At 39.3% G+C, this 16,259-nt stretch carries 13 protein-coding genes and 1 riboswitch; of the genes, 1 reads left to right on the top strand and 12 read right to left on the bottom strand.

All coding sequences use genetic code 11. The features are described from left to right. Positions 1 to 246: 246 nt before the first annotated feature. The 10 genes from ACFFIX_RS08555 to eutB form a co-directional block, all read right to left on the bottom strand. Positions 247 to 1,689 (bottom strand): aldehyde dehydrogenase family protein, encoded by a 1,443-nt coding sequence (locus tag ACFFIX_RS08555; protein WP_378932536.1) that lies wholly within the window; start codon positions 1,687 to 1,689, stop codon positions 247 to 249. A 21-nt stretch (positions 1,690 to 1,710) separates the two neighbouring features. After that, positions 1,711 to 2,766, bottom strand: a complete 1,056-nt coding sequence (locus ACFFIX_RS08550; RefSeq protein ID WP_378932535.1) for a homoserine dehydrogenase — start codon at positions 2,764 to 2,766, stop codon at positions 1,711 to 1,713. Further along, positions 2,756 to 4,003 (bottom strand): M20 metallopeptidase family protein, encoded by a 1,248-nt coding sequence (locus tag ACFFIX_RS08545; RefSeq protein ID WP_378932532.1) that lies wholly within the window; start codon positions 4,001 to 4,003, stop codon positions 2,756 to 2,758. Before ACFFIX_RS08545 ends, ACFFIX_RS08550 begins: the two co-directional genes overlap by 11 nt. Positions 4,004 to 4,033: 30 nt before the next feature. Further along, entirely contained in the window at positions 4,034 to 5,236 is a 1,203-nt protein-coding gene (locus tag ACFFIX_RS08540; RefSeq protein ID WP_378932530.1) for a cystathionine gamma-synthase family protein, read from the bottom strand. Between the two features lie 11 nt (positions 5,237 to 5,247). After that, a complete protein-coding gene (locus tag ACFFIX_RS08535) occupies positions 5,248 to 6,255 on the bottom strand; it encodes a cyclodeaminase (RefSeq protein WP_378932527.1) in 1,008 nt (335 codons plus the stop codon). A 28-nt stretch (positions 6,256 to 6,283) separates the two neighbouring features. After that, positions 6,284 to 7,471, bottom strand: a complete 1,188-nt coding sequence (locus ACFFIX_RS08530) for a M24 family metallopeptidase (protein ID WP_378932525.1) — start codon at positions 7,469 to 7,471, stop codon at positions 6,284 to 6,286. 447 nt (positions 7,472 to 7,918) lie between these two features. After that, the gene (gene pdxS / locus ACFFIX_RS08525) at positions 7,919 to 8,803 is read right to left on the bottom strand and encodes a pyridoxal 5'-phosphate synthase lyase subunit PdxS (RefSeq protein ID WP_378932522.1); all 885 of its coding nucleotides are present in this window, start codon (positions 8,801 to 8,803) and stop codon (positions 7,919 to 7,921) included. A gap of 23 nt (positions 8,804 to 8,826) precedes the next feature. Further along, a complete protein-coding gene (locus ACFFIX_RS08520; protein WP_378932519.1) occupies positions 8,827 to 10,533 on the bottom strand; it encodes a PucR family transcriptional regulator in 1,707 nt (568 codons plus the stop codon). Positions 10,534 to 10,707: 174 nt separating this feature from the next. Beyond that, positions 10,708 to 12,144 (bottom strand): aspartate ammonia-lyase, encoded by a 1,437-nt coding sequence (gene aspA, locus ACFFIX_RS08515; protein WP_378932516.1) that lies wholly within the window; start codon positions 12,142 to 12,144, stop codon positions 10,708 to 10,710. A gap of 4 nt (positions 12,145 to 12,148) precedes the next feature. Beyond that, positions 12,149 to 13,162, bottom strand: a complete 1,014-nt coding sequence (gene eutB / locus ACFFIX_RS08510; protein WP_378932513.1) for a hydroxyectoine utilization dehydratase EutB — start codon at positions 13,160 to 13,162, stop codon at positions 12,149 to 12,151. Positions 13,163 to 13,561: 399 nt separating this feature from the next. After that, a riboswitch (Lysine riboswitch) is annotated at positions 13,562 to 13,741 on the top strand. A 134-nt stretch (positions 13,742 to 13,875) separates the two neighbouring features. On the opposite strand from eutB, the gene dapA reads away from it, so the two are divergent. Continuing rightward, positions 13,876 to 14,763 (top strand): 4-hydroxy-tetrahydrodipicolinate synthase, encoded by an 888-nt coding sequence (dapA, locus tag ACFFIX_RS08505; RefSeq protein WP_378932511.1) that lies wholly within the window; start codon positions 13,876 to 13,878, stop codon positions 14,761 to 14,763. Between the two features lie 104 nt (positions 14,764 to 14,867). On the opposite strand, the gene ACFFIX_RS08500 is transcribed toward dapA, so the two are convergent. Continuing rightward, positions 14,868 to 15,536 (bottom strand): CoA transferase subunit B, encoded by a 669-nt coding sequence (locus tag ACFFIX_RS08500; protein ID WP_378932510.1) that lies wholly within the window; start codon positions 15,534 to 15,536, stop codon positions 14,868 to 14,870. 14 nt (positions 15,537 to 15,550) lie between these two features. Beyond that, positions 15,551 to 16,246 carry a CoA transferase subunit A gene (locus tag ACFFIX_RS08495; protein ID WP_378932507.1) on the bottom strand — a complete coding sequence of 232 codons (696 nt, stop codon included), beginning with the start codon at positions 16,244 to 16,246 and terminating at the stop codon, positions 15,551 to 15,553. Positions 16,247 to 16,259 lie beyond the last annotated feature (13 nt).

Here is a 16,259-nt window from a genome sequence, read left to right as displayed (position 1 = left end):
TGAACTGTTTTCAATCATTTATCTTGATTGCAGGATCATAAAACAAGATGAAACTTCAAAGGAGTCAAATGAAAGGATATGTTAATCGTTAACATAAAATATAATACTTATTTAGCTTTACCTAACATAAACTTCGTCTTCTCTCGAATCCGAATTTCAATAAAAAAGGGAACTGTGGAGATCTATATGACATATTCCCCTTTTTTCAAATGGCTGGTCACTATTGAAATATTGAGAGATTTATCTTTAATAGGTAGACAATTTAAAACAAACAACTTTTGGTTCTGTCATCTCCTGAATAGTGAACTTTACACCTTCATGTCCCAATCCCGATTTTTTTACACCGCCGAATGGCATAGCATCGATTCTATAATCGCTACTATCATTGATCATAATGCCGCCGACATCCATCTTTGCTATTGCTTGGTGTGCCTTTTCAATATCTTTTGTAAAAATACCTGCCTGTAAACCATAGTTCACATCATTCGATTGTTGGATTGCCGCATCCAGGTCATAAGTCGGGTAAAATAGGACGACTGGACCAAAGATTTCTTCTTTTGAAATTGTGCAATCTTCAGGTACATTTGTCAAAACGGTTGGAGAATAAAAGGCACCCTTGCGTTCGCCACCTGTTAATAATACTGCGCCTTTCTCTATTGCCTCATTGACTATATTTTCAACGCGAATCGCTTCCTTTTCAGTAATAAGCGGTCCCATATCGGTTAGTTCGGATTGTTTATCACCAATGCGGTATCGATTGGTTCGTTCAACAAACGACTTTTGGAATGACTCCATGATACTTTCTTGAATATAGATTCGCTGTACTCCAAGACAATTTTGACCTGCTGCCCAAAAAGCGCCGGAAACAGTTGATTCTACCGCTTTTTCTAAATCAGCATCTTCTAGTACGATAACAGGTGAGTTCGAACCGAGTTCCATGCTTATTTTTTTCAATCCTGCTTTACGTGCAATGTCCTCTCCTACTTCTAAGCCACCTGTAAAGGAAATCATTCGAATCGCAGGATGTGTCACAAGAACATCACCAATCTCACTTCCATAGCCTGTTATCACTGATAACACTTTTGGAGGCAGTCCGGCTTGAACGAATGCTTCTGCAAGTAAAAGAGCACTTAATGGGGTAACAGTGGCCGGCTTTACGATAATCGCATTTCCTGAGGCGATCGCTGGTCCCACTTTGTGTGCGACAAGGTTCAACGGGTCATTAAATGGTGTAATGGCACCAATAATACCGATTGGAAAGCGATAATAATAACCAACTCGATTTTCGCTTCCCGGCATTTGATCAAAAGGAATTGTCTCACCATGAATTCTTCTAGCCTCTTCTGCACTAATGCGAAGTGTACGAATGCATCGGCTCACTTCTGTTGTTGCTTCACGGATCGTTTTACTTCCCTCTTTCGCAATGGTTCGTGCATACTTTTCTTTATTTGCTTCAATATAATCTGCTGCAGCATTCACAATTCTCATTCGCTCATGTACTGGCATAGTAGCAGCAATTTTGGCTCCCTCTTTTGCCTCTTCTATACATTGAAACATATCTTCTGCAGAGGCAGCAGGTACTGTGTCAATGATGCTGTTATCCTGTGGGTCACGAACTTCAATAATACGATCACGTTTCACCCAATCACCTGCAAGATACATCTTTCGACCTATAACTTGTGTTGTCATAACATTACCACCCTTCTTTGATTAAATATTTACTAATTTTCTTTCACGATCAATGTTAATTAAGTCTATTAAGAGCGAGAATCCTGTTTCAACCTTCCCGGCACCTGCACCGCTTAACGTCACTGTGCCTAAAAGATCACATTCGTACGCAATCGCGTTAGTCGCACCGCTGATTGAGGCCAGCGGATCTGTAACATCGATTTTTTCCGGAGCAATCGAGGCAATGACTTCTCCACCTTCTTTACGCGCTTTCGCTAACAACTTCCAACGCTTTCCTTCTGCTTTTGCTTCTTTAATATCTTTTAGTGTGATGTCTGTAATCCCTTTGCATGATACCTCTTCTACTGTAAGGGGTGCGTTCATGACATAGTTTGATAAAATGACAATTTTGTATCTTGCATCATATCCTTCTACATCACTTGTAGGATCTGCTTCTGCATAGCCAAGCTTCTGTGCCTCTTTCAGCGCTTCCTCGTAAGACACACCTTCTTCTTCCATTTTGGTTAAGATGTAGTTTGTTGTACCATTTAAAATACCGCGTATATCTGTAATATCATTTCCTGCCAACGTAGCGATTGGCATTCGTAATGCAGGTGTCCCGCTCATGACCGTCCCTTCAAATCCCCAGTAAACGCCATGTTTACTTGCAATTTCAGAAAGCTCTTTGTAAGCCAGTGCAACAGGCCCTTTGTTTGTCATAACAACATTTTTCCCACTTTCAAATGCCGCCTTACAATGATTAATGGCAGGTTGACCTGTTTTTACATCTGTGTATGAAACCTCAATAATTGTATCCGCGTTTGTTTCACGAATCGTTTTTAAGCTATCCCATCCCGTTACAAGCCCTGGCGTTTGTGGGTAGTATTCTAGACTTCCAGTTTCTTTTAATACTTTTAAAGCTGTATCGATATCAAGACCGCTCGGATGATAGATTGAGCCTTTTATTAAATCCGAAATTGCAACAATAACAGCTTCAAAGCCCTCACCTTGTTTTAATGCTTCCTTTTTATCACGCAGGATTTCAGCCAATCCTTGACCGACTACACCAAATCCAATAAATGCTAATTTATGCGCCATGTGTTTGCACCTCCAAGTTATAATTGATTGGTAAGTTTACCTCACCTTTTAAAAACCTTACAGCTGTATTTGCGAGAATTGCTGTGCCTATAGGCAAGCAAGTTTCGTCAATATCAAAAATCGGTGTGTGCAAATCTCTTTGAACTCCATCTTTTTGTGCACATCCTAGAAAAAACATAGAACCCGGAATCTTTTGTGTCACATAGCCGAAGTCTTCTCCACCTAGTCCGAATGGACGTTTCGTGATCTGTATTTCAGGATAGATCTCAAGCATCGCTTCGGTAATCCACTGATTGACAAGAGCACTATTATATAAGGCAGGTTCTCCTCTTTCGACATTCAAGGAATAGCGACCACCTAGGTGCTCAACGATTGAAAACGCTTTCTTTAATTCGGATGCTAATAAATTACGGATTTCAGGTGTATAACTGCGAATCGTGCCTTCAATTAAAACCTCTGTTGGGATGATATTACTTGCTGTTCCTGCATGGATTTGACCTATGCTAACAACCGCCGCATCCAATGCTGATATCTTACGCGCAACAATACCGTGCAACGCTTGCATAACAGGTCCGAGCATCCATATTGGATCAGTGCCAAGTTCAGGATAAGCTCCATGACCACCTGTTCCATAAATCTTCCCTTCAAATACATCAACATTTGCCATGCTGTATTTATCACTCATTTGTACGTCACCGACTGGAAGCCAAGGGCACATATGAAGGGCGATAGCAGCATCTACCTTGTCATAAACACCGGCTTGCACCATATAAGGAGAGCCAGAAAGTCCGTGTTCATCCGTACTTTCCTCTGCCGGTTGAAAGACAAATTTAACGCTTCCTTTTAGTTCACCCTTTTTAAACGCATCAGCGAGTACATGCGCAACACCTAGTAAAATAGCTGTATGTGCATCATGACCGCACGCATGCATAACACCTTCATTTTTTGATTTATAGTGATGGATATTTTCTTCTTGAATAGGAAGAGCATCTATATCAGCACGAATCGCAAACATCGGACCATCGCCAGAAGTTAAGGTACCGACAACACTTGTTTCAACACCAATTCCTGTCTCTACTTTCATTCCGTCGATCATTTGTAACGTTTCAGCAACAAATTTAGAGGTCCCGAGCTCTTGAAAGCTGAGTTCGGGATGTTGATGAAACGTACGACGCCATTCAATCAGTTTGTTAAACAAGCTATTTGCTTGCTCCAGAATATGCTGAGCATTTGACATTCACTATTCACCTCATTGGAAACTAGTTATCTATTTAACTTGCAAAGCACTCTCAACGTGATTAAATGCTTGCTCAAAATCTGCAATTAAATCTTCAATATCTTCAATTCCACAAGATACGCGAATTAACCCTTCAGGAATTCCCATTGCTGCACGCTCTTCTGGTGTACATTCTACATGACTTGTCGTACGAGCAGGTCCTACTGTTGTTTCAACAGCACCGAGATTCGCAGCACGGTTTGCAAATTGTAATTTCGGGAGAAGGTCTCTTACTGTATCTACTCCGCCTTTTACTGAAAAACTAAGCATTCCACCAAAATCATTCATTTGCTTTTTCGCGATGTCGTGATGTGGATGTGTTTCAAGACCTGGGTAGTAAACGCCTTCTACCATTTCTTTTGTTTGTAAGTATTTAGCAAGAGCCATAGCGTTTTTACATTGCTCACGAACGCGAAGGTGAAGTGTTTTCATTCCGCGTAAAGTTAGGTAAGCTGCCATTGGATCCATTGTCGCACCATTGATTTCACGGAAGTGATAAATTTTTTCAACAAGTTCCAGTGAACCGCACACAACACCACCCAATGCATCTGCGTGACCACCAAGGTATTTTGTTGCACTATGAATCACTAAGTCTACTCCTAGTGAAAGTGGGTTTTGATTGATTGGTGTCCCAAATGTATTGTCAACAATGACAAGTGCCCCTGCATTACGGCCAGCTTTTGCCATGCGCTCAATGTCAGTAATTTTAACTGTTGGATTCGTTGGTGTTTCCAAGTATAAAATCTTGCAGCCCTTTGCAACCTCTGCTTCAATTGCCTCATGGTTTCCTGTTTCGCAAAGAACCACATCGATTTGTTGACGAGGAAGGAACTCTGTAAAGATTTTGTTTGTGCCACCGTACGTATCTTTAATTGAAACAATGCGATCACCAGGCAATAAAAATGTAGACAATGTGTTGCTGATCGCAGCCATTCCTGTTGAAAAGCTTGTTGCTGCTTCTGCACCTTCAAGAATTTTTAATTTGTCTTCAAATGCTTGAACAGTTGGATTGGTGTTACGTCCATAAATATGGCCTTTTTTCTTTCCAATTGCTACATCATACCACTCGTCCATATCATCATACCCATACGCTACGCTAAGAACGACCGGAACTTGTGTTGCACCATGTACTAAATATTCTTTTTCTCCTGCCCATACTGCTTTTGTACCTACTTTAATGTTTTCGTATGTCATATGACCACTCCTCAATAGTTTTTTAATGATAATGTTTTATTATTAACGTTTAATCCTAAATCACGTTTGACCATTTCGTTGTAAGCAAAAAGTGCTATCGAAGTATCTTGCACCCCTGTTCCAGTTAAATCACAAACCGTAATTTGTTCTTCATTCTCACGGCCGTTCAACTCTTTTGATGTTAATTGACCGAGTTCAATAATCAACGATTCGTTTGTGACTACACCACTTTCTAGTGCATGATGCAATTCTCCAAGCCGGGCACATTGTGCTTTCGTGTCACACACAAGCTTATCTGCTCGTGCCAGCACTTCAGCCTCTAGCTCTTGCTTATGTTCAGCATCAGATCCCATTGCTGTAATATGAAGGCCCGGATGTAACCATTCTGCTTTGATAATCGGCTCGTTTGCTGGCGTTGTGGTTATGACCAAATCACTGTTACGAACAACTTGTTCAGCACTGTCCACCACATGGACTTCAATGCCTATTTCAGCTGCCATATCTTCTGCGTACTTTTTTGAACGATCAGTTGAACGAGCATATACTAGTATCTTCTTAAAATCACGTACTAGTTTTAAGGCTCTTACCTGGAATCTTGCTTGACTTCCGGCTCCAATCACGCCAACTGTTGAAATGTTTTCCCGTGAAAGGTAGTTAGCAGCAATCGCTCCTGCTGCAGCAGTTCTAACCTCAGTTAAATAACCATTATCTAAAAGAAGCGCCTGCGGAATACCAGTTTGTGTACTGATCAACATCATTAGCCCGTTGCCGCTTGGAAGACCTAGCTTATAGTTATTAAAAAATCCAGAAGAAACTTTTATCGCAAACATGTCTTTTCCTTTGACATACGCTGTTTTCACGTCTACTTCGCCATTTTGATCGTGAACGTCCACACGCATAATCGGTGGCATTTCCACTTCATTGTTTGCTAACTTCGAAAATCCTTCTTCAATTATGGTGATTGCTTCGAGATTTAATTGCACATATTGTTTAAGCTCCTGCTCAGTAAAAATAAGCACGGTTTCGCTTCAACTCCTTTAACGATGTCTAGTTTTTTGTAAGGACTCCATCTTTGATGAACAACTGTCTTGGAAGTGACGCAAACGTTTCACACCCGTTTTCAGTTACTCGGAACGATTCACTCGCTTCAAATCCGTACTTATCTAACCAAATGCCTGGAATGAGATGGAATGTCATATTCGGCTGAAGAATCGTTTTGTCTCCTTTACGGATACTTGCTGTATGCTCACCCCAATCAGGTGGATAGTTAAGTCCCATAGCATAACCAAGTCTTGATTCTTTTATAATGCCGCTTTTCTCAATTGATTTTCTCCATGTTTCTTCAATTTCTTCACACGCGATTCCTGGCTTAATCATGTCAAGACAAGAATTCAAACCTTCTACAACAACATCTGAAAGCGCTTTTATTTTATCGGAAGGTTTTCCTATATTAACTGTTCTTGCAAGTGGTGAGTGGTAGCGTTTGTAACAACCAGCTAATTCTAAGATCACTGTATCTCCTTGTTTATAGCGTTCATCTGTCCACGTTAAATGTGGGGTTGATGTTTTCTCTCCTGATGGGAGCAGTGGCATAATCGCTGGATAATCGCCGCCGAACTCTGCTGTTCCAGTGACTTGTGTATGTAAAATTTTCGCAGCAACATCACATTCACGAACACCTTCATTGATCAATCCAATCCCATCCATCATGGCTTTTTCAACGAATAACGCAGCGCGCTTCATATACTCAATTTCAGTATTGGACTTTACAATGCGAACCCAGTTTACTAAAAGAGTTGCATCTTTAAACTTGGCATTTGGTAATCCTTTTTGCAGCTGTTGATAACATTTTGCAGTGAAATAATAGTTTTCCATCTCAGCACCTACGGAACGGTTATCTTGGCCAATTTGTTTTAAAATATCGGCTACAAAGTCCATTGGGTGTTTTATATCAGATTGTACATAATCTTCTGGGTAAGGAATGATGTTTTCATGGTAAAGCCATGTCGTTACTTTTGCTCCGTTTGCATCCTGGCCCCTTCCGATCCAAATCGGTTGATCTTCGTCATTAATAATCACTAACATTTGATGTACATAGAAGGACCAACCATCATAACCTGATAAATAGTTCATATTGGCTGGATCTGTGATTAGTAATACTTCAATCCCTTGTGCTGCCATTCTCTCTTTTGTTTTTCGAATTCTCTCCTTATACTCTGCTGTTCCAAATGACATGGGAACATTCCCTCCTTGTTAGACTATCTTGTAATTTTTTAATTTTTTAAATAATAACTTTATGTGTTCATTATAGTGGCAGAGGCAAAAAACTATCATCTGCAAAAATGTATGAAGATTCTAATAAGTTTGTAGTCAAATTATCAAAAAAGTGTGAATTTGTTTATAATGAACAAAATCCTACCTAAAAATTGATACATTTTTACCTTCCTATGAAAACAAAAAGACCTCTTAAAAGATGTTATTGCAATTTACCTTTGAAAAATGAAGATTTATCTTCGATTTTAACTTTTATCTACGAAAATAATTAATTTATCTGCGAAATTTCCAAATTATCGATTTTTCGACATAAACCGAGGTTGTTCGTACCCAAAAAAACAAAATAGACCGTCATGAAAATCTTTCGTAACTAGATTTTCATGACGGTCTTATTTTTTAATTAATAGATTACCAGCCGCGATCCTGCATACGCTGTGAATGATCTAAAGTAGATATTTCAATACCCTTCATCGGATTGCCAAGTCCTTTTGAAATATGGGCAATAAGTTCATAATCTTGGTAATGGGTCGTTGCTTCTACAATTGCTTTTGCAAATTTTCCCGGATCTTCTGATTTAAAGATTCCAGATCCAACAAAGACACCGTCAGATCCGAGCTCCATCATCAATGCTGCATCCGCTGGAGTTGCTATTCCGCCTGCAGCAAAGTTAACAACAGGTAGTCGGCCTGTTTCTCTTATTTGAAGTAAAAGTTCAAATGGTGCCTGTAAATCTTTTGCTTTTGTCATTAATTCATCGTGGTTCATGTTAGCCACTTGGCGAATCTGTGCTTGGATAAGACGCATATGACGGACTGCTTCGACAACATTTCCTGTTCCCGGCTCTCCTTTTGTTCGAAGCATAGATGCCCCTTCACCGATACGGCGTAGCGCTTCACCAAGATTACGGGCACCACATACAAACGGCACAACGTATTTTCGTTTATCAAGATGATATTCTTCATCAGCTGGTGTTAATACTTCACTTTCATCAATATAATCGACACCAAGTGCTTCCAATACACGAGCTTCGACAATATGTCCAATACGTGCCTTTGCCATAACTGGAATGGATACAGCTTTCATCACATCTTCAACAATCGTTGGATCTGCCATTCGTGCTACCCCGCCTGCAACGCGAATATCAGCAGGTACACGTTCTAGAGCCATAACAGCTACTGCACCTGCTTCTTCAGCGATTTTTGCCTGTTCAGCATTGATAACGTCCATGATAACGCCACCTTTTTGCATTTCAGCCATACCTCGTTTTACAACATCTGTCCCTATATTCACCATAATTTTCTACCTCCGGATTTATCTTAGTTGTGTATTTTTTCAGATACACCCATTTTCCACGTCTTTATACTTAAATCCAATAAAAACAAATCATCATGATCAATAAGAGAAAGACCTGTCAATGATTCAATTTTTCTAAGTCGATACAACAACGACTGTCTATGTAAATTCAAAGATCTTGCTGTTTGACTTACATTTCCGTGATATTGGTTATATGCACTAAATGTACCGATTAAATCCATATCACGCTGAACATCATATTGAACGAGTGGTTCAATCGTTGACATAATGACTTCTTTCATTTCGTTATTCTGAGCAAGATTTAAGAGCACACGGTCAACTCGTGTATTCTCATACATCATCCGATGCCCTCTTCCTTTTTTACGTCTTCCAATATTCAACGCGACGTTTGCATGTCGATAACTTTCTGCAAATCCCTTAAAATCTTCACGGTAGTTTCCAATTCCCCACGATATGACAACCTCTGGAAGCAAATTTCCTAAACGTCGTTCTACTAGGTCTAAGAAATTTGTAGCGTTTTCATTTTCGATTTTGCAAGGAATTTCAAGAAAAATAAGTAGCTGTTCTCCTTGGTAAGTCATCATTACTTCTCGTTTAAGAGATTGGGCTGCGTAAAAAATTTCTTCTTCAATATAACGAATCATGCTTTCTAGCCAATGCTCAAATGAATCCTCATCTTGTTTTCGCTTCCGAAAAAGCACTTCTAGGTTTTCAGCGTACCCTACAATGCAAACGTACGGCAGCTTTAGATTGTATCCGAGTAATTTTGCTCTTGAATTTGCCTGATCACATGAAACAAATTCTCCTTTGGCAAGCTCATGTACAAAATCACTCCGAAGGCGCATTTTCGTCTCCTCAATGGCATTTTTTCTTGAAAGCCAAAGAGCGATTGTTGTTGCTGAATGCTCTAACACGTTCACTCGATACTGGGTTAAATAGGTGTTTACAGATGTCTTACGAGGTAACATCACAAATATATAGCCTTGAGCGTCCCCTAAAACCTGCAGCACTGGAAGCTGTAATATCGTCTGATCTTCTATCTCAACCATTTGAAACTTCTGAAACATAGGATCACGAGTTACTATGGTTGTTTCTTTTCTTGAAGGAAGGATTCCCTGTAGAACATAATTCTTCCACTCTTTAATAAAGACTTGAGTATGGCTACTTTTTTCTTGAATTGATCCTGATCGGTCGGTAATAATGATCGGACAGCTAATATGTCTTTGGATGAACTTTGAAATATGGTTAAGGTCTGTTTCTTTAAGAATTAACTTTAACAGCTCTTGCTGTACTTTCTCTGATTTTTCCCGTTCTTTGTACTGAACATCGTTAATCTCTTTCATAACCTCTTCAATAATACTGGAAAAACGGAGTTCCCAGGGGAGTTCTATAATCATGAAATTATGCTTCTCTGCTAATTCAATGACTTCTCTTGGAATATCGAATATATACCTTCCCATAGCGATCAAAAGTGCTGATGCTTCAGATTCTATAACATCTTGTACAAACGTTTTTAATCCTTCAACATCGTTGTTGCATCCAATTGCAGTCGTTAGTACAACCTCATTTTTACGTACAAAATTTTCCACTGGCATCTCAATCACGGAAATCCATTGAATATATCGTTCGTTTGCGAAATCTTTCCCCGTAATAATTCTAGAGTTTTTCATAATCTCGTAATTTAAAATATCCTCTATTGTTAATCTCATGCTGTCCCCCTTTGACCACCTAAAGATTAAAAACGATTAAAAACTACTATTTATAGGAAACCATATTATATTGATACCGTCTACTATAAACTCCATTTTTTACAGAGGGAATGTTTTACTAATATAACAGTTGTGAACAGTAATAAATGAGGGATGAATTAAAGTTAAAGTGTATTATTCTCTATCAAAAAGAGCAGCCCCAGAAATGCCTGGTTCTGTCATTTCATAAGGGTTTAAAATAAGATCAAGTTCTTCCTCTGTTAACACGTCGTATAGCAGGCAAAGTTCACGAACAGATTTGCCATTTATGATCGCTTCTCTTGCAATCCGAGCTGCCACTTCATATCCAATATGAGGATTAACCGCCGTAATAATTCCCACACTTTTCTCTACATATCCCTTCATACGGTCTTCATTCGCTTCAATACCCACTAGGCAGTAGTTTGTAAAAACACTGAATGCATTGTTCATTATGCTAATAGATTGAAGTAGGTTAAATACAAGCACAGGCTCCATCACATTTAATTCAAGCTGGCCTGCTTCAGAGGCCAAGCAGATTGTATGATCATTGCCGATTACTTGAAATGCGACCTGGTTAATCATCTCGGGAATAACCGGGTTTACTTTGCCTGGCATAATCGACGAACCAGGCTGCCTGGCAGGTAATACGATCTCACCAAGTCCTGCTCTTGGTCCAGACGCCATTAAGCGAATATCATTTGCTATTTTGGACATGTTTATCATGCATACTTTAAGTACAGCTGAAACTTCTGTGTAGGCATCAGTATTTTGTGTCGCATCCACTAGGTGTTCAGCTCTAGTAAGCGGTAGACCGCTAATATCAGCCAAGTATTTGATTACCTGTTTGATATAGCTCGGATCGGCATTTAATCCTGTCCCAACAGCTGTTGCACCCATATTTACTTCATATAAATGCTGACGTGATTGTTGAATTCGCATAATATCACGTTCTACCACACGGCTATATGCTTCAAATTCTTGACCAAGACGGATAGGGACTGCGTCTTGAAGATGTGTTCTCCCCATTTTTATCACATGATCGAATTGTTGTGCTTTTTTCTTAAAGACAGCATGCATCTCTTGCATCGTCTGTAACAATTTTTCTAGGAGGTTAAGGGTTGCAATATGGATCGCAGTTGGAAAGACATCGTTCGTTGATTGTGACATATTCACATGGCTGTTAGGACTTAATTGCATATAGTCCCCTTTCTCTTTGCCAAGTAATACTAGGGCGCGATTGGCAACAACCTCATTCACATTCATATTCATTGATGTTCCAGCACCGCCTTGGATGGGGTCGACGATAAAATACTCGTGCCATTTCCCGCAAATTATTTCGTCTGCTGCTTTTACAATTGGATCACCTAATCCTACATATAAACGGTTCACATCCATATTTGCTAATGCTGCCGCCTTTTTCACGATTGCTAAAGCTTTAATGAGGTCTTCATGAATCCGATAACCCGTAATTGGGAAGTTTTGGGTGGCACGTAACGTTTGGATACCATAGTATGCTTCCTTTGGCACTTCCTTCGATCCTAAGAAATCGCTTTCAATTCTTGCATGATCAATAACGTTGCCATTTGACATAATCTCACCCTTTGTTTTCAAAAGTATAATTTTGAATTAACTTAAGCAGTATCGAAAGATCTACGTTGTGTCCGCTAATAATAACGGCAATGTCACCATCTTGCTGAGGAATTTTGTTTCCTAAAACTGCCGCAATTCCTGTTGCTGCAGCGCCCTCCATAATAATTCTGTGTTTATCCATCATAAAAGCCATACTATAAGCAATCTCATCTTCAGGGATGAGCACCACATCATCCATATATTGCTGGACCATTTGAAAAGTGTATTGATTATCAAGTCCGATTCCACCTAATAAACTATCAGCAAGTGTCTCACTTTCCTCCATCTTGACTGGTTTACCAACTTTTAAACTTTCATACATGACCGCGGATTGTTCCATTGAAACACCAGTTACTCTTATATCACGATTATTTGATTTTAATGCCAAGCCAATTCCGGAGAGAAGCCCACCACCTGAAAGCGGAACAATCACATCTGTTAGATTAGGAAGAGCCTCCAACAATTCCAAGCCAATTGTTCCTTGTCCGGCAATGACATGAGGATCATCAAATGGCTGAATCACCGTTAATCCCTTCTCTCTTTCCAGCTCATAGCAACGCTCTCCTGCGGCATCTTGGCTATCACCAACTATCTCAATTTGAGCTCCCAGCCTTTTTAATGAATCTACTTTTGCTTTTGGCACTCGATTTGATATGCATACAACAGCATCAATCCCTAGTTTGTTTGCTACATATGCCACAGCCATACCATGGTTTCCAGTTGAAAACGTAGCAACCCCACGTTTTTTTTCTTCTTCACTCAAGCTAAGTATCTTATTGGCTGCTCCCCTTACTTTAAATGCTCCAACCTCATGTACATTTTCAAGCTTTAAATAAACAGGACGACCAATTTTTTCTGATAGAATAGTAGATTGGATCAATGGTGTTCTATTTACAATTGAAGCGATTCGTTTTCTTGCTTCCCAAACGTCACGGATTTTCACATCTTTTCTTTCTTTTGTTAGTATTGTATTTGTCATATTGTCCTCCCCTCATTGATCATTATTCTTGGTATTCATAAGATAAATACTAATACCTTCTATAAAAGATATCAATTGTCAAAACTGCCTATAAAACGGTGAAACTTTTCATACAGTTTGTTCTATAAAGCTAAATCTGTTGAGATAATGGATGCATAAGAAGTTGTGTTTACCCAAAAAGTGTTAGGTTTATTAGAAACTGACTTTGGATTGCTAATTAGCAGTGCATGGATCAGCTCCATTGTAGGTGCTTCAAGGCTCCGAAAAGTCGCCTAACTTCTAAAACATATCAATTATTCTTGCAATTTAAAAAAATATTTCTAATTCATCCTTGCAATAGAAAGAATCTTCTGTTATATTACAGTCAATTAAATATTTTCTTACTTCAATACCTTTTGAAGTGAGGATAGAGGAGCAAAGACCATTAGTACACAATTTGAGGAGAATGAGATTCCTATGACTATTGTGGAAAGGGGAATTTGCCGAAGCGGAAAGAATCTCATGTTCTTGAAGCTGGTTCTGCTATTGAATAAATACAGGACTGTCATATAGGAAACTATATGGAGGGCTATCTTACGCACGGGAACGATTTTTGTAAATATTGTTTCTACTGCAGCAGCGAATCCTCGTTGTTGCTTTTTTGCGTTTACTACTGAATGGCCCTGACCACCTCTGAATTTTTTTAAAAAAATTTTATAAAAGGGTGTGAAGTTATGAATTTTGGCCAAGTTTTAACAGCAATGGTTACCCCGTTTGATCATAATGGTGAGGTTGATTTTAACGCTACGAGAACTTTAGTAAATTATTTAATTGCTAATGGTTCTGATGGATTAGTTGTAGCTGGTACAACTGGAGAGTCTCCTACATTAACAGCAGAAGAGAAAGTAAATTTATTCAAAATTGTTGTAGAAGTTGCTAATGGAAGAGTCCCAGTCATAGCTGGAACTGGCTCAAATAACACGAAAGCTTCTATCAGCTTAACAAGGCAAGCAGAGGAAGCTGGAGTCGATGGAATTATGCTCGTTACTCCATACTATAACAAGCCGTCTCAAGAAGGCTTATTTCAACACTTTAAAACTATCGCCCAATCAACACCATTACCGGTAATGCTTTATAATATCCCAGGACGAAGTGTTGTAAACATGTCAGTAGAGACGATTGTTAGTCTCTCAAAGATTAACAATATTGTGGCAATAAAAGAAGCAAGTGGCGACTTAGAGGCCATGGCACAAATCATTAGCAAAACACCTAGTGATTTTACGTTGTACAGCGGTGATGATGGGTTAACATTACCGGTTTTAGCCATCGGTGGAGCTGGAGTTGTTTCGGTTTCTTCACACATCATTGGTAATGAGATTCAAGAAATGATCAATAGCTTTAAAAATGGGGATGTCCATGGTGCTGCTTCTACACATCGTAACCTTCTTCCAATTATGAAAGCATTATTTGCTGCACCAAACCCATCACCGGTTAAATCAGCATTAAATATGAGAGGGTTAAATGTTGGAGGTGTCCGCTTACCATTGGTCCCTTTAAACAATGAAGAAAAAAGAGCTCTACAAATAACTCTACAACCTAGTAAAATAGAAGCTGCTTGTTAAATAAGTAGTAAATAGACCACATTAATAGAGAGAAAATAAATTTTCTTAAAAAGCAGTGCAACTCCGGAAGAAGTGCACTGCTCTCTAATCGATTTATTTAGTGACTAAAAAGAATCCGTTACTACATCTTCTCCAATAATTAATGTTGGTTCAGTTGACTCAATAATATCGTTAACTGTATAACCTCTAGCTACTTCAACTAGCTTTAACCCTTCTGGCGTGACATCAATTACCGCTCGATCGGTGATAATTCGGTTGACAACACCTTTACCTGTTAACGGGAGCGTACAGGACTTCAAGATTTTCGCTTCCCCACTTCTGTTGACATGATCCATAATGACGATGATTCGCCTTGCACCATGAACGAGGTCCATTGCTCCGCCCATTCCTTTAATCATTTTCCCTGGAATCATCCAGTTCGCTAGATCACCTGACTCTGAAACTTCCATCCCACCTAAAATAGCGACATTAACATGACCTCCGCGAATCATTGCAAATGACTCTGCACTATTAAAATAAGCTGCTCCAGGAATCGCAGTAACGGTTTCTTTTCCTGCATTAATTAAGTCTGGATCAACATTTTCTTCACTAGGATAAGGGCCGATTCCTAGCAAGCCATTTTCAGATTGAAGGACAACTTGTTTATCTGATTGTATGTAGTTTGCTACTAGTGTCGGCATTCCGATTCCGAGATTCACATAGAAACCGCTTTCAATTTCACGTTCAGCACGCTTTGCAATTCGTTCTCTAATTGATGCCTTATCTTGACTCACTTTTGTAACCTCCTTTAACTGGATTTTTGAACAGTTAATCGTTCAATCCGTTTTACTTGCTTCCCAACGATTAGTTTTTGAACATAGATACTTGGTGTATGAATACTGTCTGGTCGAAGTTCTCCAACTTCGACTAATTCCTCAACCTCTGCGATTGTTACTTTTCCAGCGGTTGCAATCATTGGATTGAAGTTTTGCGCCGTTTTGTTGTAAATTAAGTTCCCCATTTTATCAGCCTGACTTGCCCGGATTAAACTAAAATCCGCTACAAGAGCTTCTTCAAGTACATACTCCTTGTCACCAAAGCTGCGAATTTCTTTTCCTTCTGCAATTGGTGTTCCTACTCCAGCCGGTGTATAAAAAGCTGGAATTCCCGCACCACCTGCACGAATTTTTTCAGCAAGTGTGCCTTGAGGAATCAATTCAACTTCAACTTCTCCAGATAAAACTTGTCGTTCAAATTCTTTGTTTTCCCCAACATATGAGCTAATCATTTTTTTAATTTGTTTATTTTTCAATAAAAGTCCTAAACCCCAATCGTCTACTCCACAATTGTTTGAAATAACGGTTAAGTCTTTTACCTTGGTTTCGACCAATGCTAGAACTAGGTTCTCTGGAATTCCACATAAGCCAAAGCCACCAACCATAATCGTTGATCCGTCTATGATTTCTTCGACAGCATCTATGAAAGAAGTGTAAATAGGTTTCATGTTTTTCTCCTCT

Source organism: Metabacillus herbersteinensis (genome assembly GCF_042433335.1).
GTDB lineage: Bacteria > Bacillota > Bacilli > Bacillales > Bacillaceae > Metabacillus > Metabacillus herbersteinensis.
Note: the sequence above shows the minus strand (reverse complement) of the source record. Positions and strands in the feature narration are given on the sequence as shown.